The organism is Janthinobacterium sp. SUN033 (assembly GCF_030397595.1).
Lineage (GTDB): Bacteria > Pseudomonadota > Gammaproteobacteria > Burkholderiales > Burkholderiaceae_D > Janthinobacterium > Janthinobacterium kumbetense.
The window spans coordinates 1,248,490-1,273,359 of record NZ_JAPQNV010000001.1; the positions used below are offsets into that span (position 1 = coordinate 1,248,490).

Genomic DNA, 24,870 nt, shown 5'->3' on the forward strand with positions numbered 1-24,870 from the left:
CCGGGCGGTATTGAACCAGTGTACTGAGCCTGCCCGCCAGCCCGTTGACAGGCATCAAGACCTTGGCAAGCCGGGCAACACCAGGAGCGTCCCCCTTCATGCGCGACATATTGATCACCGTCATCATCCTGGGTTCGCTGCCCTTCATCCTGAAGGCGCCGGCCATCGGCGGCCTGATGTGGGTCTGGGTCAGCGTCATGAACCCGCACACGCAGGGCTGGGGTTTCGCCACCCACATGCCGTTCGCCTTCATCATCGCCATCGCCACCCTGCTGGGCCTGCTCATGACGCGCGAACCGAAGAACTTGCCGCTGACCCCCGTCAGCGTGCTGCTGCTGCTGTTCGTCGCGTGGATGAACGTGACGGCGCCGTTCGCCCTGCTGCCCCAGTCGTCGTGGGTGCAGTGGAACAAGGTCATGAAGATCATGCTGATGAGCTTTGTCGTGATGATGGTGATACGCTCGCGGCGCGACATCGTGCGCCTGGTCTGGGTGCTGGTGGGCTCGATCGGCTATTACGGCGTGAAAGGCGGCATCTTCACCATCCGCAGCGGCGGCACGGAACGGGTGTGGGGGCCGGAAGACACGTTTATCGGCGATAACAACGCGCTGGCCCTGGCCCTGATCATCACCATCCCCCTCATGTATTATCTGCAGCAAAACACGGACCGACGCTGGCTGCGCCACGGCTTGTCCGGGGCCATGCTGCTGTCGGCCCTCGCCGCGCTGGGCTCGTATTCGCGCGGCGGCTTGCTGGCCATCGCCGCCATGGGCCTGTTCATGTGGCTGAAAAGCGACCGCAAGCTGGTGCTGGGCGCGCTGCTCGCCGCGGTCACGCCGCTGTTGCTGGCCTTCATGCCCGAGCGCTGGGCCGAACGCATGGACACCATCAATACCTACCAGGACGACGAATCTGCCATGGGCCGCCTGAATGCGTGGCGCATGGCCTGGAACCTGGCGCGCGACCGCTTTTCCGGCGGCGGCTTCGACGTCTCCGACGCCGCCGTCTTCGCCCGCTATGCGCCGAACCCCATGGATGTGCACGCGGCGCACAGCATCTACTTCCAGGCGCTGGGCGAACACGGCTTTATCGGCTTGCTGATTTATCTGGCGCTGGGCATCGCCACCTGGCGCACGGCGGCCGCCATCATCCGCCGCACGCGGGGCAAGCCCGAATTGCGCTGGGCGCACGGCCTGGCCACCATGAGCCAGGCCAGCCTGATCGGCTTTGCCGTGGGCGGCGCCTTCCTCAGCCTGCTGTATTTCGACATGCCGTATTACCTGATGGCCGCCCTGATCGCCACGCGCATCGTCGTCGAACAGCAGGCGCCGGCCCCGACATCGCGCCAGGCCAAGCCCCGCGCCGCCATCGCGGAGCAGCCATGACGGCCGCCTTGTCCATCCTGATCTACCACCGCGTGCTGGCGCGGCCCGACCCGCTGTTTCCCGGCGAAGTCGATGCGGCCCTGTTCCAGCGCCAGTTGCGCCTGTTAAAGCGTTTCTATACGCCGCTGCCGCTGGGCGATGCCGTGCGGCGCCTGCAGGATGGCAGCCTGCCGCCGCGCGCCGCCTGCATCACTTTCGACGACGGCTATGCGGACAATGCGCAAGTCGCCCTGCCGCTGCTGCTGCGCCACGGCTTGCATGCCACGTTCTTTATCGCCACGGGCTACCTGGACGGGGGACAGATGTGGAACGACACGGTGATCGACGCCGTGCGCCAGGCGCCAGGCGCCGTGCTGGACTTGCGCGCACAGGAATTGGGGACCTTCCCCATCGCCACCCTGGCGCAGCGGCAGGCGGCCATCGCCACCTTGCTGGGCCGGCTCAAATACCTGCCCTTCGCGCAGCGCCAGCGGCTGGCCATGCAGATCCGCCGCCAGGCTGGCGCCCGGGCAAGCGCGCCAGCCATGCTGAGCACGGCGCAACTGCGCCAGCTGCACGGGGCCGGCATGACGCTGGGCGGGCACACGGCCAGCCATCCGATTCTATCGACCCTGGCGGAGCGGGCCGCGCAGCTGGACATCGCGAATGGCAAGCAGCAGCTGGAAAGCCTGGTCCAGGCGCCCGTCACCCTGTTTGCCTATCCGAACGGCAAGGCCGGGCGCGATTATGGCGCGCCGCACGTGGCGATGGTCAAGCGCCTCGGTTTCCAGGCGGCCGTCGCGACGGACTGGGGCGTGGCGCGCCCCGGCGCGGATCTCGACTTGCTGCAGCTGCCCCGCTTTACGCCGTGGGATCGAGGACGGCTGGCGTTTCTGTGGCGCATGCGGCAAAACCGCCGGCAAGCGCACCCAGCGCGCCCGGATGCTGGCTGAGCCACTGTTCCAGCATCAGCAGCAGCCACACCATGGTGCCGTGATAGGCCGGGTGTTCCGCCAGCAAGCGCCCTTGCAGATCGTCGATGAAGGCGGGCCGCACGATGCCGCGCCCGCGCAGCTGCGTCAGGTTGTCGAAGGCAAACTCGCGCAGCGGCACGTGGCTGTGCAGCCACTGGCCGAAAGGCAAGCCGAAGCCGTGCTTTTTCTTGCGCACGATGGCCGGCGGCAAGATCTCGGCCAGCGCCCGCTTGAAGAACGGCCGCAAATTTTGTCCGTCGAGCTTGTCCCGCGGCGCCAGGCGCGCGGCAAACGCCACCATCGCATCGTGCAGGAAGGGAAACGCCGCTTCCACGCCGGCCAGCTCGCACGCCTTGCGCACCTTGAACAAGTCGTTGTCGGCCAGGGTGAAGCGCATGTCCAGGGCCAGCAGCTCATTGATCTGGCTCAAGCCCTGGCCTTGCCGCTCCCAATACGCGCCATTCACGCAGCCAGGCGCCATGCCGGGGTCGATGGTGTCGATGAAGCCCGCTTCCAGCACCGTGCGGTAGCCATGGCGCAGCAGCAAGTTATAGCCGTCGAGGCGGGCCGGCAACGGCAAGCTGGCTTGCTCGATGTAGCGGCGCGCCTTGTCGCCCAGCCTCCACGGTTTGCCTGTCTGTTCACGGAACAGCAGCGGCTCGATGATGGCCTGGCGCAAGATGACGGGCAAGCGCTCGTACTGCGACAGCAAGGCCTGGTGCGCATAGCGCGCATTGCCGCCAAACAGTTCATCGCCGCCGTCGCCGCCCAGCAAGCGCGTCACGCCATCCTCGCGCGCCATCTGCGCGCAATAGTAAGCGGGAATGGCCGAGGCATTGCCGAAAGGCTGGTCGAAAATGGCCGCCATGGCGGGGATGGCGGCCAGCACGTCGCCTGGCGTCACATAGCGTTCGTGGTGCAGGCTGCCCGCATGGCTGGCCGCCAGGCGCGCATACGCCATTTCATCATAGCCGGGAAAGTCGAAGCCGATGGAATACGTGCGCGCGGGCCGGCCCGTCACTTGCCCCATGATGGCGGCCAGGGTGGAACTGTCCGTGCCGCCGCTGAGAAACGCTCCCGTGTCCGCCCCATCCGCGCCCAGGCTGCTTTCCACGGCCAGTCGCAGCAGGCGCAGGAATTCCTGCTTGTTGCTGGCGAAGGTGGCCCGCGTGCGCGCCGCCGGCTCCTGGAAGGCCAGCTGCCAATAGCTGCCCTTGCATAGCTTGCCGCCCCGCATATGCAGGTATTCGCCGGGCAGCAGGCGCTGCTGACCCAGGTAAGCCGTGGCGGGGGCCGGCACCATGTGGAAGTACAGGTAGTGATACAGGGCCTGCGGATCGAGCGCGCCCCGCACGGACGGATGGGCCAGCAAGGCGTCCGCCGAGGAGGCAAAGAACAAGCCTTGCGCATTGTTCGCATAGCTGAGCGGATGCATGCCGGCGCGGTCCACGGCCAGCAAAGCCGAGCCGGAAAAGGCGTCGAGGATGGCCAGCGCGAAGGGGCCGGACAGGCTGGCGCAAGCCGCCACGCCCCGGCTCAGCCACAGCGACGCGAGGCGGCACGCCACGTCGTCGGCCGAACCGTCAAGTTCGGGCCGGCCCCACAGGGCCACTTGCAAGCCATCTTGCTGATACACATGGCGGCTGCCGTCGATGGCGGCCACGGCAACGCCGCCCACTTCGCTCAAGCTGCTGGCCAGCGGCGCGCCATCGAAACGCGACAGAGGCGCCGCCATGCTTGCCAGCGCTATGGACACGGCGCCATCGGATGCCGTGCCGCCTTGCGCGCCGGCAAGGCTGGCAGCGCCGTGCGCCACCCCGCCAGGCGCGGCCAGCCAACCGCACAGGCCGCTCATACGAGCACCTCGGCCGGCAGCGGATGGCCGAGAAACGCCGTCGGGCTGGCCGTCAAGCCGTAGGCGCCCGACTGGAACACCACCACCAGGTCGCCCTCCTCGGCGCGCGCCATCTCCATTTGATCGGCCAGCATGTCCAGCGGCGTGCACAGCGGCCCCACGACGGACGCCACTTCGCGCGGCCCGCCCAGCAGCCGGTTGCCGATGGCGACCGGATAATTCTTGCGGATCAGCTGGCCAAAGTTGCCGGACGCGGCCAAGTGGTGGTGCAAGCCGCCATCCGTCACGAGAAATACCTGCCCATGCGACACCTTGCGTTCAAGCACCTTGCACACATACACGCCCGCCTCGGCCACCAGATAGCGTCCCAGTTCCAGGTTCAGCCGCGCGCCGGGCGCTTCCTGGGCCAGGATGGCGAGCTGCCGCTGCAAGCCTTCGGCCACAGGCGCCAGGTCCAGCGCCTGGTCGCCGGGAAAATACGGTACGCCGAAGCCGCCGCCGATATTCAGGGTGCGCAAGGGCGACGGCGCGCTGTCGGCCAGTTGCAGGGCCAGTTGCACGCTGAGCGCCTGCGCTTCGGCCAAGGCTGGCGCCGACAGGCTTTGCGAACCCGCATACAGGTGGAAGCCGTGAAAATCCAGTCCCAGCTGGCCGATGCGCCCCAGCAGCGCCGGCACCAGGGCCGCATCGACGCCGAACGGCTGCGCCCCGCCGCCCATGCGCATGCCCGTGCGGCGCAAGGCGAAATCGGGATTCACGCGCACGGCCACCCTGGCAGTCAGGCCCAGCCGTTCGCTGGCCAGCGCCAGGCGTTCCAGCTGGGCGCCCGATTCCACGTTGACCAGCACGCCCGCGGCCACGGCCCGCGCCAGTTCCCCGTCGCTCTTGCCCGGCCCCGCAAAACTGATGCATTCGGCAGGCATGGGCGTATCGAGCGCGGTGGCCAGTTCGCCGCCGGACGCCACGTCGATGCCATCGACCAGCCCTGCCAGCCACTGCACCACGGCCGGCATGGGGTTGGCCTTCATGGCGTAATGCACGTGCACGCCGGCGGGCAAGGCGGCGCGCAAATCCGCCACGCGCCGCGCGATGTGCGCCCGCTCATAGGCGTAAAACGGCGTGCTGCCCACCCGCTGGGCCAGCCGGCGCAGGGAAACACCGCCGATCTGCAGCATGTCGTTTTCCACTGCGAACTGGCGCAGTGGTTGGTGCGATGGCAATTCCGTATTGTTCGAGCGTATCAAGTCCTTCATGCCGCATCTCCCGATTGGACCGCATACGCATGTGCCAGTTCCCTGGCCAGCAAGGGGCGGTCGATCTTGCCGTTCGGATTGCGCGGCAACACGCCGTCGCGGATGTCCACCCACAGCGGCACCATATAGCTGGGCAGGCGCGCGCGGCAGGCGGCCAGCACGCTGTCGCGCAGCAAGACGACGCCCGGCGCGGGCGTGACGAGCAAGGCGATGGCCTGGCCCAGCACGGCATGGGGCAAGCCCAGCGCGGCCGCCTCGCCCACCAGCCCGCTCGCATACACGACTTCCTCGATCTCGGCCGGGCTGACCCGGTAGCCGGAGGTCTTGATCATGTCATCGCTGCGGCCCACGAAATACAGGTAGCCGTCCGCATCGCGGCGCACCGTGTCGCCCGACCAGACGGCCAGTTCCGGCAGCACCAGGCCGCTCGCCTGGGGCGGCAGCGGCTTGAAGCGCTCTGCCGTGCGCGCCGCATCGTTCCAGTAGCCGAGCGCCACCAGCGCGCCGCGGTGCACGAGTTCGCCCGGCTCGTCCGTGTCGCACGCGCTGCCGTCCGGGCGCAGCACCAGCACTTCCGCGTTGGGGATCGCTTGCCCGATGGAATCGGGGCGCCGCTCCAGCTGTTCCGGCGCCAGATAGGTGGAGCGGAACGCTTCCGTCAAGCCATACATCAGGTAGACCTGCACGCGCGGCAGCGACTGGCGCAACCGGTCGAGCGTGGCGCGCTGCATCACGCCGCCCGAATTGGTGATGTAGCGCAAGGGCGTGGACAAGGGCCAGCTCAGCTGCGACAGCTGCACCCACAGGGGCGGCACGGCGGCCAGTCCCGTGATGGCTTCCTGCTCCACGGCTTCGACGATATCGCGCAGCAGCAGATAATTCATCAGCACGGCGCAGGCGCCGCTGGCAAACGCCGTCGTCAGCTGGCTCAGGCCGTAATCAAAACTGAGCGGCAAGACGCACAGGATGCGGTCTTGCGGCGTATTGCGCAAATAGCCCGACACGCTGAGCGCGCCCGCCAGCATGTTGCGGTGCGACAGCACCACGCCTTTCGGCCGCCCCGTGCTGCCCGAGGTATATAGAATGGCGGCCATGTCCGCGTCGATCGCCGCATGCGGCCGGGGTGCGGGCGCGCCGGCGGCCACGTTGGCGGGCATGGCGCTCCACGCCAGCACGCGCACCTTGCCCAGGCGCGATTCCGGCAGTGCTTCGCCCGTCAGCAGCACCGTGCGCAAGTCCGGACAGGCGGCCAGCGCGGGGCCCAGCTGCGCCAGGCGTTCGCGCGACGTGACGAGGATGTCCACGTTGCAATCGGCCAGGATGTACGCCACCTGCTCCGGCCTGAGCAGCGGGTTGACGGGCACGAACACGCCGCCGGCCGCCGCCGCGCCAAACATGGCGCTGACGTTTTCCGGGCGTTTTTCCAGGTACACGGCCACGCGCGCGCCACGCTGCAAGCCCAGGGCCAGCAGGGTGCAGGCCGCCTCGCGCACGGATTGCGCCAGCGCGGCATAGTGCATTTCCTCTCCCTGCCACGACAGGGCCGGCGCCTGCGGCGCGCGCTGCGCCGTTTCAAAGATCAGATCGTGTATCAGTGTCGCCATCGTGTTATCCCCGGGTTGCCATGATTGCCATGCATTCCCCTATGATTCAGACAAACGGCCACAGCGGTCTTGATTTTGATCAATTAACAGTTTCAGCAACACAGCTTGAGCCGGCGCAAGACCGCCGCTGGCCGCTGCGCTCTAATGGACAGCGTTGGCTGCATAGCCGCCCCATCCGTTACCGCCATGGCCCTGTCCCCGCAATTTCCCCTGCTGCAACGGCTGGCCGCCAGCCTCGATCAACTGGGCTGGCGCGACAGCGCCTGGCTGGCCGTGGCGCGCTTGCTGGCGATGGTGACGGGCGGACGCTGCGCCCTGTACCGCTATCAATTCGTCGCGCAGGCCGTGGCGCCCGGTTCGCTGTGCCGCGGGCGCGGCCAGTCGATCAAGGTGACGCCCTGCCTGGCGGAAGCGGACTTGCCGCCCGGTCCCGAGCGCCGGCCCGGCGCCCTGCGCGAGCGCTACCGGCAAGGCGCGCAATGCCTGGTGGCGCGCGACGCGTCGGGCATGCTGGGCTGGATCTGGCTGCTGCGCCACGGCTGCCAGGAAGACGAGGTGCGCGCCCGCTATGCGCTGGCGTCGCAGCAGTCGTCGTGGGACCTGGACGTGTGGGTGCACCCCGAACGGCGCGGCGGCCTCGTCTTCGCGCGCCTGTGGGAAGAAGCCAACGCCGTGCTGCACGCGCAGGGCGTGCGCTGGACGTGCAGCCGTATCTCGCGCTTCAACCGCGCCTCGCTGGGCGCCCATGCGCGCCTGGGCACGCACGCGCTGGGCACGGCCACCTTCATTCGCTGCGGGCGCTGGCAAGCGATGGCCGCCAGCCTGCCGCCGTATCTGCACCTGTCGCGCCGTCCCGACGATATGCCCTGCCTGGCCTTCGATACGTCTTCCCTGCCGCACTACCCTTCCCTGGAGCTGACATGCCGCATCTTGAAGCAGTAAAGCACATCCTCGACACGACGCTGGGCTTGAACGGGCGCATGCTGGAAGCCCACACGCCGCTGCTGGGCAGCGTGCCGGAACTCGACTCGATGGCCGTGATCGGCGTGATCGCCGCGCTGGAAGACCATTTCGGCATCGTGGTCGCCGACGACGACATCCATGCGCGCCACTTCGCCACCGTGGGCACCCTGCACGATTTCGTGTTTGCAAAGCTGCGGGCATGAACCGCGCCGCCCTCGACGCCCTGCCGCTGCTGCCCTTCTTCCTGCCCGCCAGCGGCGGCCAGCGCTACTGCCTGCTGCACCTGCCGCCGCCGGGCCAGGCCGCGCGCGGCGGCATCCTCTACGTGCATCCGTTCGCGGAAGAGCTGAACAAGAGCCGCCACGTGGCCGCCGCGCAGGCGCGCGCCTTTGCCGCGGCCGGCTACAGCGTGCTGCAGATCGACCTGTTCGGCTGCGGCGACAGCAGCGGCGACTTTGGCGAAGCGCGCTGGGACATCTGGCACAACGACCTGCACCTGGCTTGCGCGTGGCTGGCGCAGCGCGTCGACGGTCCGTTGAGCGTGTGGGGCTTGCGCCTGGGCGCCCTGCTGGCCCTCGATTTCGCCAGCCGCGCGCCGCTGCCCCTGGCGCGCTTGCTGCTATGGCAACCGGAACTCGACGGACGGCGCAGCATCGACCGCTTCCTGCGGCTGCGCCTGGCGTCCCACATGCTGGCCGGGGCCTCGCAGGAAGCGCCCGGCCAGGCGCGCGCCGCGCTGGCGGAAGGTGAACCTGTGGAAGTGGCCGGCTACCTGCTGGCGCCCGAACTGGCGCAGGCCATCGACGGTGTCAACGCGTCGACGCTGCTGCCTTGCGTGCCCGTCTACTGGCTCGATTACCGCGCGGCGGAGCAAAAGGACGCTTGGTCGCCGCCGCTGCTGGCGCGGCAATGGCGCAAACGCGGCGCCGCCGTGCACGTGGCCAGCTTCGATGACGGCCCGTTCTGGCACAGCGGCGAGCTGCTCGCGTGTCCGCAACTGCTGTACGCCACGCGGGAACTGTGCCGCGACTGGCTCGACGAGGAAAGGTCCCGGTCATGAAGCGCGACGACAGCCGGCAGCACCCCGCGGCGCACGCCGTGCGCGAGCTGGCCCTGCGCTTTCGCAGCGCAGCCGAAGACAGCGAGGCGCAGGCGCGCCTGGCCGGCATCCTCAGCCTGCCCGACGCGCCTGGCCCGCGCGGCGTCCTGATCGTCACGGGCGGGCCGCAGTACCGGATCGGCAGCCACCGCCAGTTCGTCCTGCTGGCGCGCGCGCTGGCCGCGCAAGGCTGGCCCGTGCTGCGCTTCGACTTGCGCGGCATGGGCGACAGCGAGGGCGGCGCGCGCGATTACCGCGCCGCCGGTCCCGACATCGCCGGGGCGCTGGCGCAATTCTTCGACGCCGTGCCGGCCTTGCGCGAAGTGGCGCTGTGGGGCTTGTGCGACGGCGCCACGGCCGCCGCCTGCCATGCGCCGCGCGACGCGCGCGTCAAGGCGCTGGTCCTGCTCAACCCGTGGGTGCGCAGCAGCGCCGGCCTGGCGCGCGCCACCTTGCGCCATTATTACTTGGGGCGCCTGCTGCAAGGCGATTTCTGGCGCAAGCTGGCCAAAGGCGGACTGCGGCTGGGCGCCAGCCTGGCGTCGCTGCGCCAGGTGGCGGCCACCACGCGGGGGCAGGCGCAGGCAACGGGGGAAGACGACGCGCCCGCGCCGGCCCTGCTGCGGGCGCTGGCGCAATTCCAGGGCAAGGTCTTGCTGATCCTCAGCGGCGACGACCTGGGCGCGCGCGAGTGGCAAGCGCTGCTCGAAGGCGACGCGGCGTGGCGCGCCGTGGCCGCCCGCACGCAATGGACGCAGGCGCAGGTCGACGGCGCCAACCACACGTTTGCCAGCGCCGCCTGGCGCGGCGCGGTCGAACAGCTGTGCGCACGGTGGCTGCAGTCATGGTAGCGGCCCGACCAAAACGGGTGCTGATGGTCGCCTACCATTTTCCGCCCCTGGCAGGCGGCAGCGGCATCTTGCGCACCCTGGGCTTTGCGCGCCATTTGCCCGACTGCGGCTGGCAGCCGCTCGTGCTCAGCCCCGGCGCCAGCGCGTATGCGCAGCGGGGCGATACGCAACTGGCGCAGGCCGCCACGCAAGCCACCGTGCGGCGCACCCTGGCGCTGGACGCGGCGCGCCATTTCGCCATCGGCGGGCGCTATCCGCGCTGCCTGGCGCTGCCCGACCGCTGGAGTTCCTGGTGGCTGAGCGCCGTGCCGGCCGGCCTGCGCATGATCCGCGCCTACCGTCCCGACGCCATCTGGTCGACATACCCGATCGCCACGGCGCATTTGATCGCGCTGACCCTGCAAAAACTCAGCGGCCTGCCGTGGATCGCCGACCAGCGCGACCCGATGCTCGACGACAGCGACCCGCAGGCGCCGTATCCGCCCGAGCCGCGCCTGCACCGCATGCATGCGTGGATCGAACAGCGCATCGCGGCGCGCAGCGCGGCCATCGTCTGCACCACGCCGGGCGCCATCGCGGCGCACCAGCGGCGTCTGGCGCAGGTGGCGCGCGAGCGTTTCCACCTGATCGAGAACGGTTACGATGAAGACGGCTATGCGCATGACGGCGGCCATGAGCGCACGGGCCGGCGCGGCCGCTTCCTGCTGCTGCACAGCGGCGTGATCTACCCGTCCGAACGCGATCCGCAAGCGCTGTTCGAAGCGCTCGCCCGGCTGCGCCGCGACGGCGTGCTCCACGCGCGCAATTTCCAGCTGGTGCTGCGCGCCACGGGCCACGATGCGTGGCTGGCGGGCCTGCTGGTGAAATACGCCATCCTCGACCTGGTGCGCCTGGAACCCTTGCAGCCGCACGGCGCGGCGCTGCAGGAAATGCAGGCAGCGGACGGCTTGCTGCTGCTGCAGGCGGCCAATTGCAACGGGCAGATTCCCGCCAAGCTGTATGAATACCTGCGCTGCCGCCGGCCCATCCTCGCGCTGACCGACGCGGCGGGCGACAGCGCGGCCAAGCTGCGCCACTGCGGCATCGACACCATCGGCCAGCTGGCCTCCAGCGGCGATTGCGCGCGCGCGCTGCTGCGCTTCCTGGAACTGGCGCGCCAGGGCCAGGCGCCGCTGGCCAGCCCCGCCGCCATCGCCCTGCAATCGCGGCAAGCCCGCAGCAACGCCCTGGCCGCCTTGCTGGACCAGGTCAGTCACAGGAGCCCGACATGAAGCATCGCCTGCTTGCCTGCACCCTCGCCGCCTGCTGCGCCCATGCCGGCGCGGCCGAATGCCCGCCCTACGTCAAGCACACGCCGGGCGGCGACTACACGAGCGAGGAAGACCGTTCCGGCCTGTCCGTGGTCGAGAAATTCCATTTTTCGCGCGCCGTGGAAACGCTCACGCAAGGCATGACGACCAGCCTGGGCGGCGACATCAGCTACACGCTGGAGCACTTCCCGAATCACCACCGGGCGCTGGCGTCGATGGCAAAACTCGGCTTGCGGCTGAAAAGCGCGCAGCCCGTCGGCGCCCGCTACACGGTCAACTGCTACTTCGAACGGGCGATCGCCTTCGCGCCGCACGACGTGACGGCGCGCATGGTGTATGGCAGCTACCTGCTGGCCACGGGCCAGGACGCGGCGGCGCTGGAGCAGCTGGACGCTGCCAGCCGCCTGGCGCCCGACCAGGCCACCATCCAGTACAACCTGGGCTTGATGTACGTGAAAAAGAAGGAATATGACAAGGCCAGCGCGCACGCGCAAAAAGCCTACGCTCTGGGCTTTCCCTTGCCGGGCCTGAAGAACAAGCTGAAGGCGGCGGGCAAGTGGAAAGAACCGCCGCCGGCCGTCATGGAAGCCAAGGAAGCACCGAAGGCAGCGACAGAACCGGCCGTGCCGCCGGTCGAACAGCCTAGCGGGGAATGACGGCGGGCCGCCCGGCCACGCTCAGGTGCGCCGTCGGCGACGCGGCCAGCGCGGCGGCCAGGTCGCGCCGCGACTGCGCCTTGTCGGCGGCATTGCCGATATGCGCCAGTTCCGCCGGCTGCAGCACGGTGGCGGTGAGCAGCATCACTTCGCCGTACGGCGTGGCGAAGGATGCGGGAATGGTGGCCGTGCCCTGGGCCAGCAGCACGCCCACCTGTTCGTTTTCGTCTTCCAGTCCCTTGGGCGCATCCTGCACGTCCAGCACCATCGACACGCTGCCGTGGCGCTGCACCAGCAAATCGATGGAACCGTGATCGGCCACGTTCTGGCTGACCTGGTAAATCACGTCGAACAGCCACGATTGCGCCACTTCCTGCTCGTCGAAGGCGGACAGCGGCGCTTCGATGCACACTTCCAGCAGGTGGCCGCGCGGGACGAACACGTCGTCGTCATCCTCGAACGGATCGCTCAAGCCATCGCTGGCGAGAATGATCGACTCGGCGCGGCGGATCACGCGCCACGCCTGGCGCAACGATGGCCAGCGCGGGCCACCCATGAAGGCGGGATTGACGAGGGGCGCCAGCACGTCGGCATCTACAGTGCCCAGGGTGGCATAGAAGGCGTCGCGCGCGGCGCAGGCCGCAGCCAGCATGCGCGCGCCCGCTTCCTTGCCGACGACGGCGTCGTCCGGTTGCGGTACTTGCGGGATAGCGTTTTCAGGCATGAGATTCCTCTTGAATTAATCGGCGGGTGGAAAATCGTGGTACGAGCGTGGCAAGTAGCCCCAGATGCGCGCCACCCGGTCGCGCACCTCGAAATCGAAGCCGATGCGCGCCAGTTCCGGCACGATCCACACGCCATGGTCGATGATTTTCTTGGGCAGCAGCATGGCCACGTGTTCTTCCGAGTACAGGCTGATGTCGAACCATTCCACGCCCAGGAAGGGAAACGGCGGGTGGTAATCCCATTCCGTATCCCAGCGCGAGACATAGCCGGTGACGGAGCCGTAACGGTAGGACGGCGCCCAGTCGGGTTGCCCGCGCATGAAGGCCAGCAACGCGTTCCACTTGCAGTCGTTGGCGGCGCCGGCCAGGTTGCGCCGCGCGATGTGGCCGCGCAGCTTGCGCTTGACGTCGTCGCCGCCCGCATCGGCCTGCGGCAGGCCGTGCGTCGCTGATGCCATCATGCGGGCGTCTCCTGCGCGTCGCTCACGCGGAGGTTCGCCCGCAGATCCTCGACCAGGCGCTTGCGGCTGCTCAAGGCGTATTCGATGGGCGAAAATGGCATGGCCGCCGCCGCATAGGCATCGATCAGCGCATGCATCTGCTGCGCCTGCGCTTGCGGCAACAGCGTCTTGCTGCCATTCCCGCTCTGCTGCGCGAGCTTTTCCTGCAGCACTTCCTTCCAGGCGATGTGCGCCTCGGACATGGGATTGGCCACGCACAGGGAAAACGTGCCGTTCAAGAAATACGTCCAGGCGCTGTCGGTGCGGGCGCGCAAGCCCTCCGCGATCGGCGCGCCCCTGTCGTCGAAACTGTCGCGCAGGCGCCAGGTCGTCAGGTTCAGGGTCGCCAGCGCGGCCCCGTAACGCGACGCAAATTGCGCCTGCAGGCGCGCTGGCGCCGTTTCCGCATCGCCGGCAACAGCGTCACGCGCCACGGCGATCCAGGCCAGCTGGGACGGCGGAAAATAACGGCCGGCCCTGGACCCGGGCGCCGCCATGGCGCCAAAGACGAACGAGCACAGATTGCCACTGGCATCGACCACGTATGCCGGCGCGGGAACCTGGCGGGCCTGGATCAGGGCGTCGATTTCTTCCATGGTCATGGCGGCGGCGGCCGCCAGCTGCCTCTCGTCCAGATAGTGCTGCGCGAGATAATGATCGAGTTCCGTCATGCGCCGGCTTCCATGTTGATGACTGTTGTATCGGCCAACACGCTTACGGCGCGACCGGCTTGACCTTGGACGCGGCCAGCACGGCGCGCGCGCGGGCCGTGTCGATATCGTCGGCCGTGGCCAGCGCCACGCCCATGCGGCGGCGGGCGAACGATTCCGGCTTGCCGAACAGGCGCAAGTCCGCGCCCGGCACGCTCAAGGCGTCGGCCACGCCTTCGAAGGCGATGCCTTTCGCTTCCAGCTGGCCATAGATGACGGCCGAGGCGCCGGGCGAACGCAGCGCCACGTTGACGGGCAAGCCGAGGATGGCTTTCGCGTGCAGTTCGAATTCGCTCTGCACCTGGCTGGCCATGGTGACCATGCCCGTGTCGTGCGGACGGGGGCTCACTTCCGAGAACCACACCATGTCGTCCTTGACGAACAGCTCCACGCCGAACAGGCCCAGGCCGCCCAGGTTGTCCGTCACCTTGCGCGCGATTTCGCGCGCCCGTTCGAGCGCCAGCGGCGCCATGCGGGCCGGCTGCCACGATTCCACGTAGTCGCCGTGCACCTGCAGGTGGCCGATCGGCTCGCAAAACTGCGTCTCGACCTGTCCCGAAGCACCCACGGCGCGCACCGTCAGCAGGGTGATTTCGTAATCGAAGTCGATGAAACCCTCGACGATGACGCGGCCCGTATCGACCCGGCTGCCGCTGGCCGCATACGCCCACGCCGCGTCCACCTCGGCGGCGCCATCCAGCTTGGACTGGCCCTTGCCCGACGACGACATCACGGGTTTCACCACGCACGGGAAGCCGATTTCCCGGCATGCATCCTGCAACTCCTGCAGGCTGCTGGCGAAGCGGTACGGCGACGTGGCCACGCCCAGGGTTTCGGCGGCCAGGGTGCGGATGCCTTCGCGGTTCATCGTCAGCACGGCCGCGCGCGCGTTCGGAATGCACGTGATTTGCCCGGCCGCTTCCAGCGCAGCCAGGGTATCGGTGGCGATGGCTTCGATTTCCGGCACGATCAGGTCCGGCTTTTCCAGGGCTATCAAGGCGGCCAGCGCCACGCCGTCGCTCATGTCGATCACGTGCGAGCGGTGCGCCACCGGATGGCCCGGCGCGTCCGGATAGCGGTCGACGGCGATCACTTCCACGCCCAGGCGCTGCAGCGAGATGATCACTTCCTTACCCAGCTCACCGGAACCGAGCAGCATGACTTTGATGGCGGTGGGCGACAGCGGTGTGCCGAAGGTGCGGGGCGCGATGGTGCTGCTGGTGGTGCGAGTGGTCATGGCAGGGTCTGTAGGCGGATGGAAAGATGGCTGGGACTATAACAAATGCCGGCCCGCTTGGACAGGGTGCGCCAACCGTGCAGGCGCTGGCGGCGGCACTTGCCAGCGCCCGCAGTCAATGCAATAATTGAGAATGATTCTCAATTAACTATCGCCGACCATCGTCCCAGCCGCCATGAACCCTGCCGCACCGCCCGACCTTGCCACCCTGTACCGCGCCCACCACGGCTGGCTGCAGGGCTGGCTGCGGCATAAGCTGGGCTGCGGCGCCGATGCGGCCGACGTGGCGCACGATACCTTCCTGCGCCTGCTGCAGCGGCGCGAACGGCCGCAGCCGGCCCTGCGCGAACCGCGCGCCTACCTGACGCGCATCGCGCAAGGCCTGGTGATCGACCATTACCGGCGCCGCGACGTGGAATACGCCTACCTGCAGGCGCTGGCCGCCCTGCCCGAGCAGACGGCGCCGTCGCCCGAAACGCGGCTGCTGATCATCGACACCCTGGTGCGCCTCGATACGGCGCTCGACGCCCTCAAGCCGCGCGCCAGGCTGGCCTTTTTGCTGGCCCAGCTGGACGGCTTGACGGGTCCCGCCATCGCCGCCAGGCTCGAAGTCTCGCTGGCCACTGTCGAGCGCGACCTGGCCAGTGCCTGGCGCGCCTGCTACCGCGTGTATTTCCAGTGACGGCCGCCTTGCAGGATGACCCCGTCGAGCAAGCGATCGCCTGGGCCGTGCGCCTGCAGATGCACGGCGCCACGCCGGACGCCCTGCTGTCGCTGCAGCGTTGGCGCGATGCCGATCCCGGCCACGAACAGGCGTGGCAGCGCCTGGCCGCCATCGGCAATCAATTCTCGGGTTTGCCGCCGGAAGCGAGCCGCGCCACCCTCGACGCCAGCCTGGCGCGCCGCCGCCAGCGCCGCCAGGCCTTGAAAGTGCTGGCCGGCATCGGCTTTGCCGGCACGGCCGCCTGGTTCGCCATCGACACGCGCGCCGACTACCGCACGGGCACGGGGCAACACCTGGCCGCGCGCCTGCCGGACGGCAGCTTGCTGCACCTGAATGCGGGAACGGCCGTCAGGCTGCGCTTTGACGGCAAGCAACGGCTGCTGACCTTGCTGCATGGCGAAATTGCCGTCACCACGCAAGCCGACCCGCAGCGCCGGCCGTTTCTCGTCGACACGGGCGAAGCGCGCATGCTGGCGCTGGGCACGCGCTTCACGGTGCGCCGTCTCGGCGGCGCCGACGGCATGCTGACGCGCCTGGCCGTGCAGGAACACGCGGTGCAGCTGCAGGCCGGCGCAAGCACAGGCGTGGCCAGTCCCGTGCTGGTGCAAGCCGGCGACAGCGTCGTGACGGATGGCGCGCGCACCTGGCGCGAACCGCCGCATGACGATCCGGCCGCCTGGCTCGACGGCGTGATTGCCGCGCGCGACATGCCCCTGGGCCAGCTGGTGGCCGAACTGGCGCGCCACCGGCACGGCTTGCTGCTGTGCGACGCCGATATCGCCAGCTTGCCCGTCTCCGGCGTCTTCCAGCTGGACGACCCCGAGCGGGCCCTGCGCGTGCTGCTGCAGACGCAGCCCATCGTGGCCGTGTACCGCACGCGCTTCTGGGTCACGCTGAAAAAAGCGTAAAAAAGATGAGGGGATCGGGCTGGCCGCACGGCATACAGCTTGATACCCCCCAACTTGATAGCGATTATGAACCACTCTTTCCTGCCCTGCCCCCAGCCATTCCCCCCGCTTCCCGCGCGATTTCCAGCCCGTTCCCGCCTGGCCGGCGCCGTCGCCGGCGCCCTGCTGCTGCTCGGCGCGCCGCCCGTCCTGGCCCAGCACAATCCGCCGCAGGCCAGCAGCGCCAGCGCCACGTACACCCTGCAGATCGCCGCCGGCCCGCTCGATGCGGCGCTGGAACAGCTGGCGCGCAAGGCGGGCCTGACGCTCACCTACCAGGCGGCCGAGGTGCGCGGCTTGCGCACGGCCGGCCTGGCCGGCAATTACAGCGCCGCGGCCGGTCTCGATGCGCTGCTGGCCGGCAGCGGCCTGGCGGCGCTGCGGCTGGCGCCCAACGATTTCGTCCTGCGCCCGCTGCCCAGGTCGGCGAACGCGGCGGCCGATGGCGCGCAGCAACTGGCCGAAATCACGGTCACGGCCGGCGGCGAGCCGGCGCTGGAAACGGAAGGCAGCGGCGCCTATGCGGCGGCGCTGGCCGGCACGGCCACGCGTTTTACCCTGTCGCCGCGCGAAACGCCGCAATCGCTGACCGTCATCACGCGCCAGCAGATGGATGACCAGGGCGTGCTGAGCCTGGCCGACGTGCTGCAGCAGACGCCGGGCGTGACCGTTTCGCACGACGATACGGAGCGCTATAACTACTATGCGCGCGGCTTCAGCCTGAACAGCTTCCAGTATGACGGCGTGCCCACCTTCGATTTCAGCACCAATTCGAACGGCCTGGGCATCCGCGACATGGCCATCTACGACAGGGTGGAAGTGGTGCGCGGCGCGAATGGCCTGATGAGCGGCGCCGGCAGCCCGGCCGGCGCCGTCAACCTGGTGCGCAAGAAACCCACGCGCCAGTTCCAGGCGTATGCGCAGGCGGGCATCGGCAGCTGGGACCGCTACCGCGCGGAAGCCGATGTCTCCGGCCCCTTGAATGCGGACGGTTCCGTGCGCGCGCGCCTGGTGGCCGCGCACCAGCAGCACGGCTCCTACATCGACTATTACCAGCAGGACAAGAGCGTGATGTACGGCGTCATCGAGGCCGATGTGACGCCGCGCACGCGCGTGCTGGCCGGCATCGATTACCAGAAAATCGATTCGAAGGGGTCGTCGTTCGGCCAGAATCCCCTGTTTTACGCCGATGGCAGCCGCACGCGGTTCGCGCGCGCCTTCAACCCCGCCGCGCGCTGGACGGACGCGGGCAGCACCAGCACGCGCGTGTTCGCCGCCGCCGAGCACCTGTTCGACAACGGCTGGCAAGCGAAGGCGGAAGCGAGCCACTGGAAAGGCGATACGGACCAATTGCAGGCGAATATCATCAGCTGGGGACCGTATCCAAACCCGGCCACGGGCCTGGCTACCGTGCAGCGGGGCGCGAAAACCTATGTCATCGACAGCAATTCGCTCGATGCGTATGCGACGGGACCATTCCAGTGGCTGGGCCGCCAGCATGAGCTGGTGCTGGGCGTCAACGCCAGTCACCGCACGTCCGACTACCTGGCGTATGGCGGCGGCAATGTGGAAATCGATTACCGCCACTGGAACAACAATGTGCCGCTGCCGGCGAGCATGGCCGTCAGCCTGACGCAAAAATACAGCTTCAAGGAGTATGCGGCGTACGGCGCGGCCCGCTTCAAGCCGGCCGATGGTCTGTCGCTGATCTTCGGCAGCCGCCTGAACAGCTATGAGCGCACGGGCGACCTGATCTACGGCTGGGGCGGCACGGGCCGCGACGACGCGAAGGAAAAACACCGGCTGGTGCCGTATGCGGGCGCCGTCTACGACTTGAACGGCACGTATTCCGCGTATCTCAGCTATGCCAGCATCTTCGAGCCGCAATCGGTCAGCGACGCGAATGCCAGGGCGCTGCCGCCCACCACGGGCAAATCCTGGGAAAGCGGCATCAAGGGCGAGTTTTTCGAGCGCAAGCTGAACGCCAGCGTGGCCATCTTTCACATCCAGCAAGACAACCTGGCCGATTACGTGGGCACGGACGCCAACGAACGGGAAGTCTACCGCCCCATCGACGGCACCACCACGCGCGGCGTGGAGCTGGAAGTGGCGGGCCAGTTGTTGCCTGGCTGGCAAGTGCAGGCGGGCGCGACGTTCAGCCGCCCGCGCGACAAGGATGGCCGGCGCATCGATACGACGCGCCCCGAACGCAGCGTCAAGCTGGCGACCAGCTACCGCCTGGGCGGCGACTGGCGCCGCTTGAGCGTGGGCGGCAATATCAACTGGCAAGGCCGGACCTATTACCACACCGTCCTGACGGGCGACGTGCCGGCGCGCGCCGACGAAGGCAGCTTTGGCGTGGCGGGACTGATGGCGCGCTACGAGTTCGGCAAGGGGCTCAGTGCCGTGCTCAATCTCAATAATGTCTTCGACAAGCGTTATTACAGTGGCTACGGCCTGTACGGCAGCGGCTACTATGGCGATCCGCGCAACGCGCAGCTGACCTTGCGGGCCAGCTTCTAACCGGCGTACGCCCGCTTGATCTCGTCAATGTCGATCTTTTTCATGCCCATCATAGCCTTCATCACGCGCCCGGCCTTGACGGGATCGGGATCGGTCAGCAGCTTGATCATGAGGGTGGGCACGATTTGCCAGGACACGCCGAACTGGTCCTTGAGCCAGCTGCATTGCTGCGCTTCCGGCGGCCCCCCTTCGGACAGCAGGCGCCAGTAATGGTCGACCTCGTCCTGGGTTTCACAATTGACCTGGAACGAGATCGCCTCGGAAAACTGGAACAGGGGGCCGCCATTCAAGCCCGTGAACGTCTGGCCGTCCAGTTCGAACGCCACCGTCAGCACGCTGCCCGGCTCCTGGCCGTGGATTTCCCTGCCCTCTTCGCCATAGCGCAGGATCTGGCCGATCTTTGAATTGGGAAATATTTCAGTGTAAAACCGGGCCGCCGCCTCGGCGTTGCCGTTGAACCATAAACATGGGGTAATCTTTTGTACGCTGTGCATGATGTCTCCCTTGGCCGAAGCAGAACACCTTCCCTGTGCGGGAAGGCCAGTGCTCCATCATAGTCACTATCGCGCCGTCGAGGCGCGCAATTTGCCGCCGCCTGTGCCGCCGCTTGCGCCACCCTCTTGCGCGATATCGGCGCGTCCCAGCATGCCGGCGCTGGCCAGCAGGCGCAGCCGGGCCGAGCGCCATTCCGCCTGGCAACGAATGCGTTCCTGCTGCGCTTCCAGCAGCGCCGACTGCGTATTGAGCATTTCCAGGATGTCCGCCGCGCCCAGGCCGAACTTGCGCTGCACGCTGGCCAGCGCATCCTGCGCCGCGTCCAGCCACGTCTGCGCCGCGGCCAGGTTGGCCAGAGCCGTGCTCGCCTCCGCATGCGTCCTGACCAGGTCCATCAGGGTCTGCTGCTGCACCTCCTGCGCCTCCGCCTCCCTTTGCTCGGCCTGCGCCTGCGCGCCGCGTACCTTGTAGTGGCGCGCAAAACCGTCGAACAGGGGGATGTTGAGCGAGATGCCCACCAAGGTTTCGCGCGTGGAAGCGGGCGACAAGCCCTGGTTCGGGCGGCCGTTCTGGTACAGATTCGCCGTCAGGTCGATGCTGGGCCGGCCTTCCGAACGGGCCACGGCCACCCGCTCGCGCGCGGCCGCCAGCTGCGCCTGCGCCGCCACGATGGCCGGATGCCGTTCCCTGGCCTGCGCCAGCCAGGCGCCCAAGTCGTCGCGCAAGCCCGCGTTCAAGCCCGCCCCGGCGCCATCCCCGTCGTCGTCCACGAGCACCGCCGTGCCGGCCGGCAAGCCCAGGGTGTACACCAGCACGGCGCGGGCCTTGCGCTCGTCGCCGTCGGCGCGGCTGGCGCCCAGGGCCGCCTTGGCCAGCGCGCTCGTCGCTTGCAGGGTGTCGCTGTGCGAGCCCAGGCCCCGCTGCGCGCGCCGCTGCGTCGCCTGCACCGTTTCCCGGGCCAGCGCCTCGTATGCCTGCCGCATCCGCACGCTGGCGCGCGCCGTCTGCGCATCGAAATACGCGCTGACCGTCGCCGCCAGGGTCTTTTGCAGCACGGCGTCGCGGTTGGCCAGGGCCGCATCGAGCAAGGCCTGGGCCGACCGCTGGCCCGCCGCGCGCCCGCCAAAGTCGAACAGACGCCAGGACAGGCTGAGCGAACCCGTATTGCTGTCCAGGCTGCTGGAAGCCGTTCTGGCGCCGGGATAGGCCGTGCGGTCATGCACGCGGCTCAGGCTGCCATTCAGGGTGGGCAGATAGGCGGCTTTCGCTTCGCCCACGCCGGCCGCCTGCAGCCGGATGCCGGCCCAGGCGCCGTGCACCTGCGCGTTGCGGCACAGGGCCAGGTCGACGGCCGCCGGCAGGGTCAATGGTAAGGTCAGCTGTGCTTCGGCCTCCCAGGTGGACGGACATGGCGCGGTATTGAACTCCATCGGCGGCTGCGCCTGCGCGGGCAAGGCCCCCAGCAAGACGGCAGCCAGCAAGGCGGCGCGGCATCTAGCGTTCATGCAGCGCCTCCTTCTGGTGCTGCACCAGCGGCGAGAGCACGTATTCGATCACCCGTCGCGTGCCCGTGCGGATTTCCGCGCGCACGGCCATGCCGGCCGACAGCGGCACCAATCTGCCGTCGACGGCGATGGCCGGCTGCTGCAGCGTGATCCTGACCGCATACACGAGGCCCTTCTTCTCGTCCTCGATGGCGTCGCGCGACACGCTGCTGACGACAGCGGCCACGGTGCCATACTTTGTGTAGTCGAAAGCGTCGACCTTGATGGCGACCGCCTGCCCTTCCTGCACGAAGCCGGCGTCGCGGTTTTCCAGCATGGCGTCGATTTCCAGCCGGCCCTGGCGCGGCACGATCTGCATCAGCGCCTGCGCGGCAGGCACCACGCCGCCCACCGTGTGCAGCTTGAGCTGCTGCACCGTGCCGTCGACAGGGGCCGTCAAGCGCAGCAGGCTGCCGCGGGCGCCGGCGCGGCGCGCATCCTGGCCGCTGGCGGCCGCCACCCTGGCCCCTTCCGCCAGCGCGTCGTACGCATCCTTGCGCGTCTGCGCGACCAGGGCCGCCCGTTCGCTGCGGGCCGACGCCAGTTGGCCCGCCAGGTCGATGCGCGCCTGCTCCTTTTCCAGCCACGCGTGTTCGGCCACGTCGCGCGTGGCCGCCAGCGCCTTGTAGTCGCTGGCGCGCTGCACCGCCAGCGGCAGCGCCTGCGCATAGCGGGCGATTTCGCCATCGAGATGGGCCAGCCTGGCGCGGAAACTCGCGTACTGACCGTCCACATGCGCCTGCGCGGCGGCGACGTCGGCGGCGGAAGCCTCCGCGGGCGGCGCCAGCTTCGGCGCGCGCACGGTGTCGACGGCGGCGATCAGCGCGCGCGAGCGGGCCATTTGCAGCGCGGCCGCCACGGCGTCGCCGGCAGCCTTGTCGCGCTCCGCGTCGGGGCCGCGGCTGTCGAGCTCTACCAGCAGCTCGCCTGCTTTGACGGCTTGCCCTTCCCGCACGTGCAGGGCGCGCACGGCGGCCACGTCGACGGAAGCGATGGTCTTGGTATTGCCGGAGGGAATGATCTTGCCCGCCGCATTGACGATGATGTCGACCTTGCCGAAGACGGCCCACAGCACCACGCAGCCGACGAGCAGCATCAGCACGCGCGCCGTGAAGCGCAGCGACGGCGACACGGGCCGTTCCTGCAGCGCCAGCGCGGCCGGCAGGAAGGCTGCCTCGTCTTCGCTCAGCACGGGGCCGCCCAGGGTGGCGCGGCTGCGCCAGCTGTGCCGCAGCACCTGGCCATAGCGGGCCAGCAGTTCGCCATACGCGGCCAGGCGGTGGCCGGCGCTCATGCGGCGCTCCCGGTCGTTCCCTGCTGCAAGCCGTACAGGTGGGCATAGATGCCGTTCGGCCTGGCCAGCAGCGCGTTGTGCGTGCCCAGTTCGGCCACCTGGCCCCGCTCCATGACGACGATGCGGTGCGCCTCGCGCACGGCCGACAGGCGGTGGGCGATGATCAGCACGGTGCGCCCCGCGCAGATGCCGCGCATATTGTCCTGGATGATTTTTTCCGACTCATAGTCGAGCGCGCTCGTCGCCTCGTCGAAAATCAGGATGCGGGGGTTGCCGACGAGGGCGCGGGCGATGGCGATGCGCTGGCGCTGGCCGCCCGACAGGCCCGTGCCGTGCTCGCCCACCATGGTGTCATAGCCTTCTGGCAACTCGCAGATAAAATCGTGGGCGCCCGCCAGTTTCGCCACGGCAATGACGGCGTCGATGGGCAGCGCCGGGTCGCTCAGCGCGATATTGTCGCGCACGGAACGGTTGAACAGGATATTTTCCTGCAACACCACGCCGATCTGGCGCCGCAGCGAGGCCGTGTCGATGACGGCGATATCCTGCCCGTCGATCAGCACCCTGCCCCGTTCGGGGATGTACAGGCGCTGCGCCAGCCGCGTCAGGGTGCTCTTGCCGGAGCCGGAACGCCCGACGATGCCGATCACTTCGCCGGGCGCGATGGCGATCGACACGTCGCGCAGCACCTCGGCTGCATCGGGCCGGTAGCGGAAACCCACCTGCTGGAATTCGATGACGCCCGCGATGCGCGGCATGCGCGCCTTCTGGCTGCCGCCCAGGCCGCCGGATTCCGTGCGGGCATTCAGGATATCGCCCAGCCGGCTCATGGAAATGCCCACTTGCTGGAAATCGTTCCACAGCTGCGCCAGGCGCAGGATGGGCGAAGCCACCTGCCCGGCCAGCATATTGAAGGCCACCAGCTCGCCCACCGTCATTTTCCCGTCGATGACGAGGGTGGCGCCCCACCACATGATGGCGGCCGTCACCAGCTTGCTGACGAGGGTGACGCCGCCGCTGGCCAGCATGCCGATATTGTTCGCCGACAAGCCCGCCGACACGTAGCCGGCCAGCTGTTTTTCCCACTGCAGCTGCCAGCGCGGCTCGACGGCCATGGCCTTGACCGTGTCGACGCCGCTGATCGTTTCGACCAGGAAAGACTGGTTTTCCGCGCTGCGGTTGAATTTGTCGTTCAAGCGCCCCCGCAGCACGGGCGTGAGCAGCATCGACAGGGCCGCATACACGGGAATCGAGGCCAGCACGATCACGCTCAGCGCGGCGCTGTACCACAGCATGGCGGCGATGAAGATGAAGGAAAACAGCACGTCGAGCACCAGGGTCATGGCGTTGCCGGTGAGAAAGGAGCGGATGCTTTCCAATTCATGGATGCGGGCCACGGAATCGCCCACGCGGCGCGCCTGGAAATACGCGATCGGCAAGGCCAGCAGGTGGCGGAACAGGCGCGCGCCCAGTTCCACGTCGATCTTGCTGCTGGTGCGCGCAAAGACATAGGTGCGTATCTGGCCCAGCACGGCCTCGAAGACGATGGCGCACACGAGGCCGATGGCCACCACGTTCAGGGTCTGCATGGCGTGGTTGACCAGCACCTTGTCCATCACCACCTGGAAAAACAGGGGCGTGGCCAGGCCGATCAGCTGCAGCACGAAGGAAATCAGCAATACTTCGCCCAGCAGCCGGCGGTATTTGACGATGGCGGGGATGAACCAGCTGAAGTCGAAGCGGGCCGTCTCGCCCGCGTAGCTGGCCTTGCTGGTGAAAAAGATCAGTTCGCCCGACCAGATGGCGAGGAAATCGTCGCGGCCCAGGATTTGCGGCGGCTGGCCCGGATGCTGGACGAGTACCTTGCTCACGCCGCCGTCGCCCGTGTCGACCTTGCCGAGGACAAAGAAACGGCCGTCGTGGCCAATGGCGATGGCCGGCAGCGGCGCCTGCGCCAGCCGTTCAGGCGCTTGCTGCACCAGCTTGGCCGTCAAGCCCAGCTGTTTTGCGGCCAGCAAGACGGTTTGCCGCGTGAACACGGACTGGCCGAATGCGTGCTTGAGCTGGGCGCCGTCGGCAGCAATGCCATGCAGGCTGGCCATCAGCAGCAGCGACAGCAAGCCCGTGTCGGGCGCGGCAGGTTCCAGGGGGGACGTATCGTGGCGATATGAAAATGCGGTCATCGGATCATGTCAGAAATTCAATGGCGCAGCCTGGCCGGCACGTGCAAAGCCGGCCTGGC

General features: G+C 68.4%; 22 protein-coding genes. 11 read left to right on the top strand and 11 right to left on the bottom strand.

The features are described 5' to 3' along the window. Window positions 1-98: 98 nt before the first annotated feature. Together OX460_RS05805 and OX460_RS05810 are read left to right on the top strand one after the other, a co-directional pair. Complete coding sequence (locus OX460_RS05805) at window positions 99-1,385, top strand: putative O-glycosylation ligase, exosortase A system-associated (RefSeq protein WP_289898017.1); 1,287 nt, start codon at window positions 99-101, stop codon at window positions 1,383-1,385. Then, window positions 1,382-2,317, top strand: coding sequence for a polysaccharide deacetylase family protein (locus OX460_RS05810; protein WP_289898018.1), 936 nt, complete (start codon window positions 1,382-1,384; stop codon window positions 2,315-2,317). The genes OX460_RS05805 and OX460_RS05810 overlap by 4 nt, the downstream gene beginning before the upstream one ends. Here OX460_RS05810 and OX460_RS05815 read toward each other — a convergent pair. From OX460_RS05815 to OX460_RS05825, 3 genes are read right to left on the bottom strand one after another with little or no spacing between them, the layout of a single operon-like run. Then, on the bottom strand, window positions 2,226-4,193 hold the full coding sequence (locus tag OX460_RS05815; protein ID WP_289898019.1) for an asparagine synthase-related protein: 1,968 nt from the start codon (window positions 4,191-4,193) through the stop codon (window positions 2,226-2,228). The genes OX460_RS05810 and OX460_RS05815 overlap by 92 nt on opposite strands. Then, complete coding sequence (locus OX460_RS05820; protein WP_289898020.1) at window positions 4,190-5,446, bottom strand: pyridoxal-dependent decarboxylase, exosortase A system-associated; 1,257 nt, start codon at window positions 5,444-5,446, stop codon at window positions 4,190-4,192. The genes OX460_RS05815 and OX460_RS05820 overlap by 4 nt, the downstream gene beginning before the upstream one ends. Continuing rightward, window positions 5,443-7,050, bottom strand: coding sequence for an acyl-CoA ligase (AMP-forming), exosortase A system-associated (locus OX460_RS05825; protein ID WP_289898021.1), 1,608 nt, complete (start codon window positions 7,048-7,050; stop codon window positions 5,443-5,445). Before OX460_RS05825 ends, OX460_RS05820 begins: the two co-directional genes overlap by 4 nt. 186 nt (window positions 7,051-7,236) lie before the next feature. Here OX460_RS05825 and OX460_RS05830 point away from each other — a divergent pair, with 186 nt between their 5' ends. From OX460_RS05830 to OX460_RS05855, 6 genes are read left to right on the top strand one after another with little or no spacing between them, the layout of a single operon-like run. Then, entirely contained in the window at window positions 7,237-7,992 is a 756-nt protein-coding gene (locus OX460_RS05830; RefSeq protein ID WP_289898022.1) for a hypothetical protein, read from the top strand. Then, window positions 7,971-8,216, top strand: a complete 246-nt coding sequence (locus OX460_RS05835; protein WP_289898023.1) for a phosphopantetheine-binding protein — start codon at window positions 7,971-7,973, stop codon at window positions 8,214-8,216. Before OX460_RS05830 ends, OX460_RS05835 begins: the two co-directional genes overlap by 22 nt. Then, entirely contained in the window at window positions 8,213-9,073 is an 861-nt protein-coding gene (locus OX460_RS05840; protein ID WP_289898024.1) for a hydrolase 2, exosortase A system-associated, read from the top strand. Before OX460_RS05835 ends, OX460_RS05840 begins: the two co-directional genes overlap by 4 nt. Beyond that, complete coding sequence (locus tag OX460_RS05845; protein WP_289898025.1) at window positions 9,070-9,963, top strand: hydrolase 1, exosortase A system-associated; 894 nt, start codon at window positions 9,070-9,072, stop codon at window positions 9,961-9,963. Before OX460_RS05840 ends, OX460_RS05845 begins: the two co-directional genes overlap by 4 nt. Beyond that, window positions 9,957-11,234, top strand: coding sequence for a glycosyltransferase (locus tag OX460_RS05850; RefSeq protein ID WP_289898026.1), 1,278 nt, complete (start codon window positions 9,957-9,959; stop codon window positions 11,232-11,234). Before OX460_RS05845 ends, OX460_RS05850 begins: the two co-directional genes overlap by 7 nt. Beyond that, complete coding sequence (locus tag OX460_RS05855) at window positions 11,231-11,929, top strand: tetratricopeptide repeat protein (protein WP_289898027.1); 699 nt, start codon at window positions 11,231-11,233, stop codon at window positions 11,927-11,929. The genes OX460_RS05850 and OX460_RS05855 overlap by 4 nt, the downstream gene beginning before the upstream one ends. Here OX460_RS05855 and OX460_RS05860 read toward each other — a convergent pair. Genes OX460_RS05860 through purT form a run of 4 tightly spaced genes read right to left on the bottom strand, consistent with a single transcriptional unit; the run spans window position 11,916 to window position 15,101 of the window. Beyond that, window positions 11,916-12,653 carry a hypothetical protein gene (locus OX460_RS05860; protein ID WP_289898028.1) on the bottom strand — a complete coding sequence of 246 codons (738 nt, stop codon included), beginning with the start codon at window positions 12,651-12,653 and terminating at the stop codon, window positions 11,916-11,918. The two genes, OX460_RS05855 and OX460_RS05860, sit on opposite strands and share 14 nt — an antisense overlap. 15 nt (window positions 12,654-12,668) lie before the next feature. Next, the gene (locus OX460_RS05865; protein ID WP_289898029.1) at window positions 12,669-13,115 is read right to left on the bottom strand and encodes a DUF6678 family protein; all 447 of its coding nucleotides are present in this window, start codon (window positions 13,113-13,115) and stop codon (window positions 12,669-12,671) included. After that, complete coding sequence (locus tag OX460_RS05870; RefSeq protein ID WP_289898030.1) at window positions 13,112-13,825, bottom strand: DUF6058 family natural product biosynthesis protein; 714 nt, start codon at window positions 13,823-13,825, stop codon at window positions 13,112-13,114. Before OX460_RS05870 ends, OX460_RS05865 begins: the two co-directional genes overlap by 4 nt. A gap of 43 nt (window positions 13,826-13,868) precedes the next feature. Further along, the gene (purT, locus tag OX460_RS05875; RefSeq protein ID WP_289898031.1) at window positions 13,869-15,101 is read right to left on the bottom strand and encodes a formate-dependent phosphoribosylglycinamide formyltransferase; all 1,233 of its coding nucleotides are present in this window, start codon (window positions 15,099-15,101) and stop codon (window positions 13,869-13,871) included. 175 nt (window positions 15,102-15,276) lie between these two features. On the opposite strand from purT, the gene OX460_RS05880 reads away from it, so the two are divergent. The 3 genes from OX460_RS05880 to OX460_RS05890 all read left to right on the top strand — a co-directional run bounded on the left by OX460_RS05880 (window position 15,277) and on the right by OX460_RS05890 (window position 19,295). Then, window positions 15,277-15,783, top strand: a complete 507-nt coding sequence (locus OX460_RS05880) for a sigma-70 family RNA polymerase sigma factor (protein ID WP_099664089.1) — start codon at window positions 15,277-15,279, stop codon at window positions 15,781-15,783. Next, window positions 15,780-16,733: a FecR domain-containing protein gene (locus tag OX460_RS05885; RefSeq protein WP_289898032.1), complete on the top strand. Its 954-nt coding sequence runs from the start codon at window positions 15,780-15,782 to the stop codon at window positions 16,731-16,733. The genes OX460_RS05880 and OX460_RS05885 overlap by 4 nt, the downstream gene beginning before the upstream one ends. Before the next feature lie 66 nt (window positions 16,734-16,799). Further along, window positions 16,800-19,295, top strand: coding sequence for a TonB-dependent siderophore receptor (locus OX460_RS05890; RefSeq protein WP_289898033.1), 2,496 nt, complete (start codon window positions 16,800-16,802; stop codon window positions 19,293-19,295). On the opposite strand, the gene OX460_RS05895 is transcribed toward OX460_RS05890, so the two are convergent. The 4 genes from OX460_RS05895 to OX460_RS05910 form a co-directional block, all read right to left on the bottom strand. Continuing rightward, window positions 19,292-19,792 (bottom strand): VOC family protein, encoded by a 501-nt coding sequence (locus OX460_RS05895; protein ID WP_251349222.1) that lies wholly within the window; start codon window positions 19,790-19,792, stop codon window positions 19,292-19,294. The two genes, OX460_RS05890 and OX460_RS05895, sit on opposite strands and share 4 nt — an antisense overlap. Before the next feature lie 63 nt (window positions 19,793-19,855). After that, the gene (locus OX460_RS05900) at window positions 19,856-21,295 is read right to left on the bottom strand and encodes a TolC family protein (protein WP_289898034.1); all 1,440 of its coding nucleotides are present in this window, start codon (window positions 21,293-21,295) and stop codon (window positions 19,856-19,858) included. Continuing rightward, window positions 21,285-22,628, bottom strand: coding sequence for an HlyD family type I secretion periplasmic adaptor subunit (locus tag OX460_RS05905; protein ID WP_289898035.1), 1,344 nt, complete (start codon window positions 22,626-22,628; stop codon window positions 21,285-21,287). The genes OX460_RS05900 and OX460_RS05905 overlap by 11 nt, the downstream gene beginning before the upstream one ends. Further along, window positions 22,625-24,811, bottom strand: a complete 2,187-nt coding sequence (locus tag OX460_RS05910; RefSeq protein WP_289898036.1) for a type I secretion system permease/ATPase — start codon at window positions 24,809-24,811, stop codon at window positions 22,625-22,627. The genes OX460_RS05905 and OX460_RS05910 overlap by 4 nt, the downstream gene beginning before the upstream one ends. Window positions 24,812-24,870: the final 59 nt, after the last annotated feature.

What these genes read in the sequence shown, in the direction of transcription:
- OX460_RS05845 (WP_289898025.1), top strand. Translation starts at nt 9,070, where the DNA reads ATGAAGCGCGACGACAGCCGGCAGCACCCCGCGGCGCACGCCGTGCGC.
- OX460_RS05825 (WP_289898021.1), bottom strand. Translation starts at nt 7,050, where the DNA reads ATGGCGACACTGATACACGATCTGATCTTTGAAACGGCGCAGCGCGCG.
- purT (WP_289898031.1), bottom strand. Translation starts at nt 15,101, where the DNA reads ATGACCACTCGCACCACCAGCAGCACCATCGCGCCCCGCACCTTCGGC.
- OX460_RS05855 (WP_289898027.1), top strand. Translation starts at nt 11,231, where the DNA reads ATGAAGCATCGCCTGCTTGCCTGCACCCTCGCCGCCTGCTGCGCCCAT.
- OX460_RS05865 (WP_289898029.1), bottom strand. Translation starts at nt 13,115, where the DNA reads ATGATGGCATCAGCGACGCACGGCCTGCCGCAGGCCGATGCGGGCGGC.
- OX460_RS05870 (WP_289898030.1), bottom strand. Translation starts at nt 13,825, where the DNA reads ATGACGGAACTCGATCATTATCTCGCGCAGCACTATCTGGACGAGAGG.
- OX460_RS05905 (WP_289898035.1), bottom strand. Translation starts at nt 22,628, where the DNA reads ATGAGCGCCGGCCACCGCCTGGCCGCGTATGGCGAACTGCTGGCCCGC.
- OX460_RS05810 (WP_289898018.1), top strand. Translation starts at nt 1,382, where the DNA reads ATGACGGCCGCCTTGTCCATCCTGATCTACCACCGCGTGCTGGCGCGG.
- OX460_RS05840 (WP_289898024.1), top strand. Translation starts at nt 8,213, where the DNA reads ATGAACCGCGCCGCCCTCGACGCCCTGCCGCTGCTGCCCTTCTTCCTG.
- OX460_RS05850 (WP_289898026.1), top strand. Translation starts at nt 9,957, where the DNA reads ATGGTAGCGGCCCGACCAAAACGGGTGCTGATGGTCGCCTACCATTTT.
- OX460_RS05815 (WP_289898019.1), bottom strand. Translation starts at nt 4,193, where the DNA reads ATGAGCGGCCTGTGCGGTTGGCTGGCCGCGCCTGGCGGGGTGGCGCAC.
- OX460_RS05835 (WP_289898023.1), top strand. Translation starts at nt 7,971, where the DNA reads ATGCCGCATCTTGAAGCAGTAAAGCACATCCTCGACACGACGCTGGGC.
- OX460_RS05900 (WP_289898034.1), bottom strand. Translation starts at nt 21,295, where the DNA reads ATGAACGCTAGATGCCGCGCCGCCTTGCTGGCTGCCGTCTTGCTGGGG.
- OX460_RS05880 (WP_099664089.1), top strand. Translation starts at nt 15,277, where the DNA reads ATGAACCCTGCCGCACCGCCCGACCTTGCCACCCTGTACCGCGCCCAC.
- OX460_RS05890 (WP_289898033.1), top strand. Translation starts at nt 16,800, where the DNA reads ATGAACCACTCTTTCCTGCCCTGCCCCCAGCCATTCCCCCCGCTTCCC.
- OX460_RS05805 (WP_289898017.1), top strand. Translation starts at nt 99, where the DNA reads ATGCGCGACATATTGATCACCGTCATCATCCTGGGTTCGCTGCCCTTC.
- OX460_RS05860 (WP_289898028.1), bottom strand. Translation starts at nt 12,653, where the DNA reads ATGCCTGAAAACGCTATCCCGCAAGTACCGCAACCGGACGACGCCGTC.
- OX460_RS05820 (WP_289898020.1), bottom strand. Translation starts at nt 5,446, where the DNA reads ATGAAGGACTTGATACGCTCGAACAATACGGAATTGCCATCGCACCAA.
- OX460_RS05830 (WP_289898022.1), top strand. Translation starts at nt 7,237, where the DNA reads ATGGCCCTGTCCCCGCAATTTCCCCTGCTGCAACGGCTGGCCGCCAGC.
- OX460_RS05910 (WP_289898036.1), bottom strand. Translation starts at nt 24,811, where the DNA reads ATGACCGCATTTTCATATCGCCACGATACGTCCCCCCTGGAACCTGCC.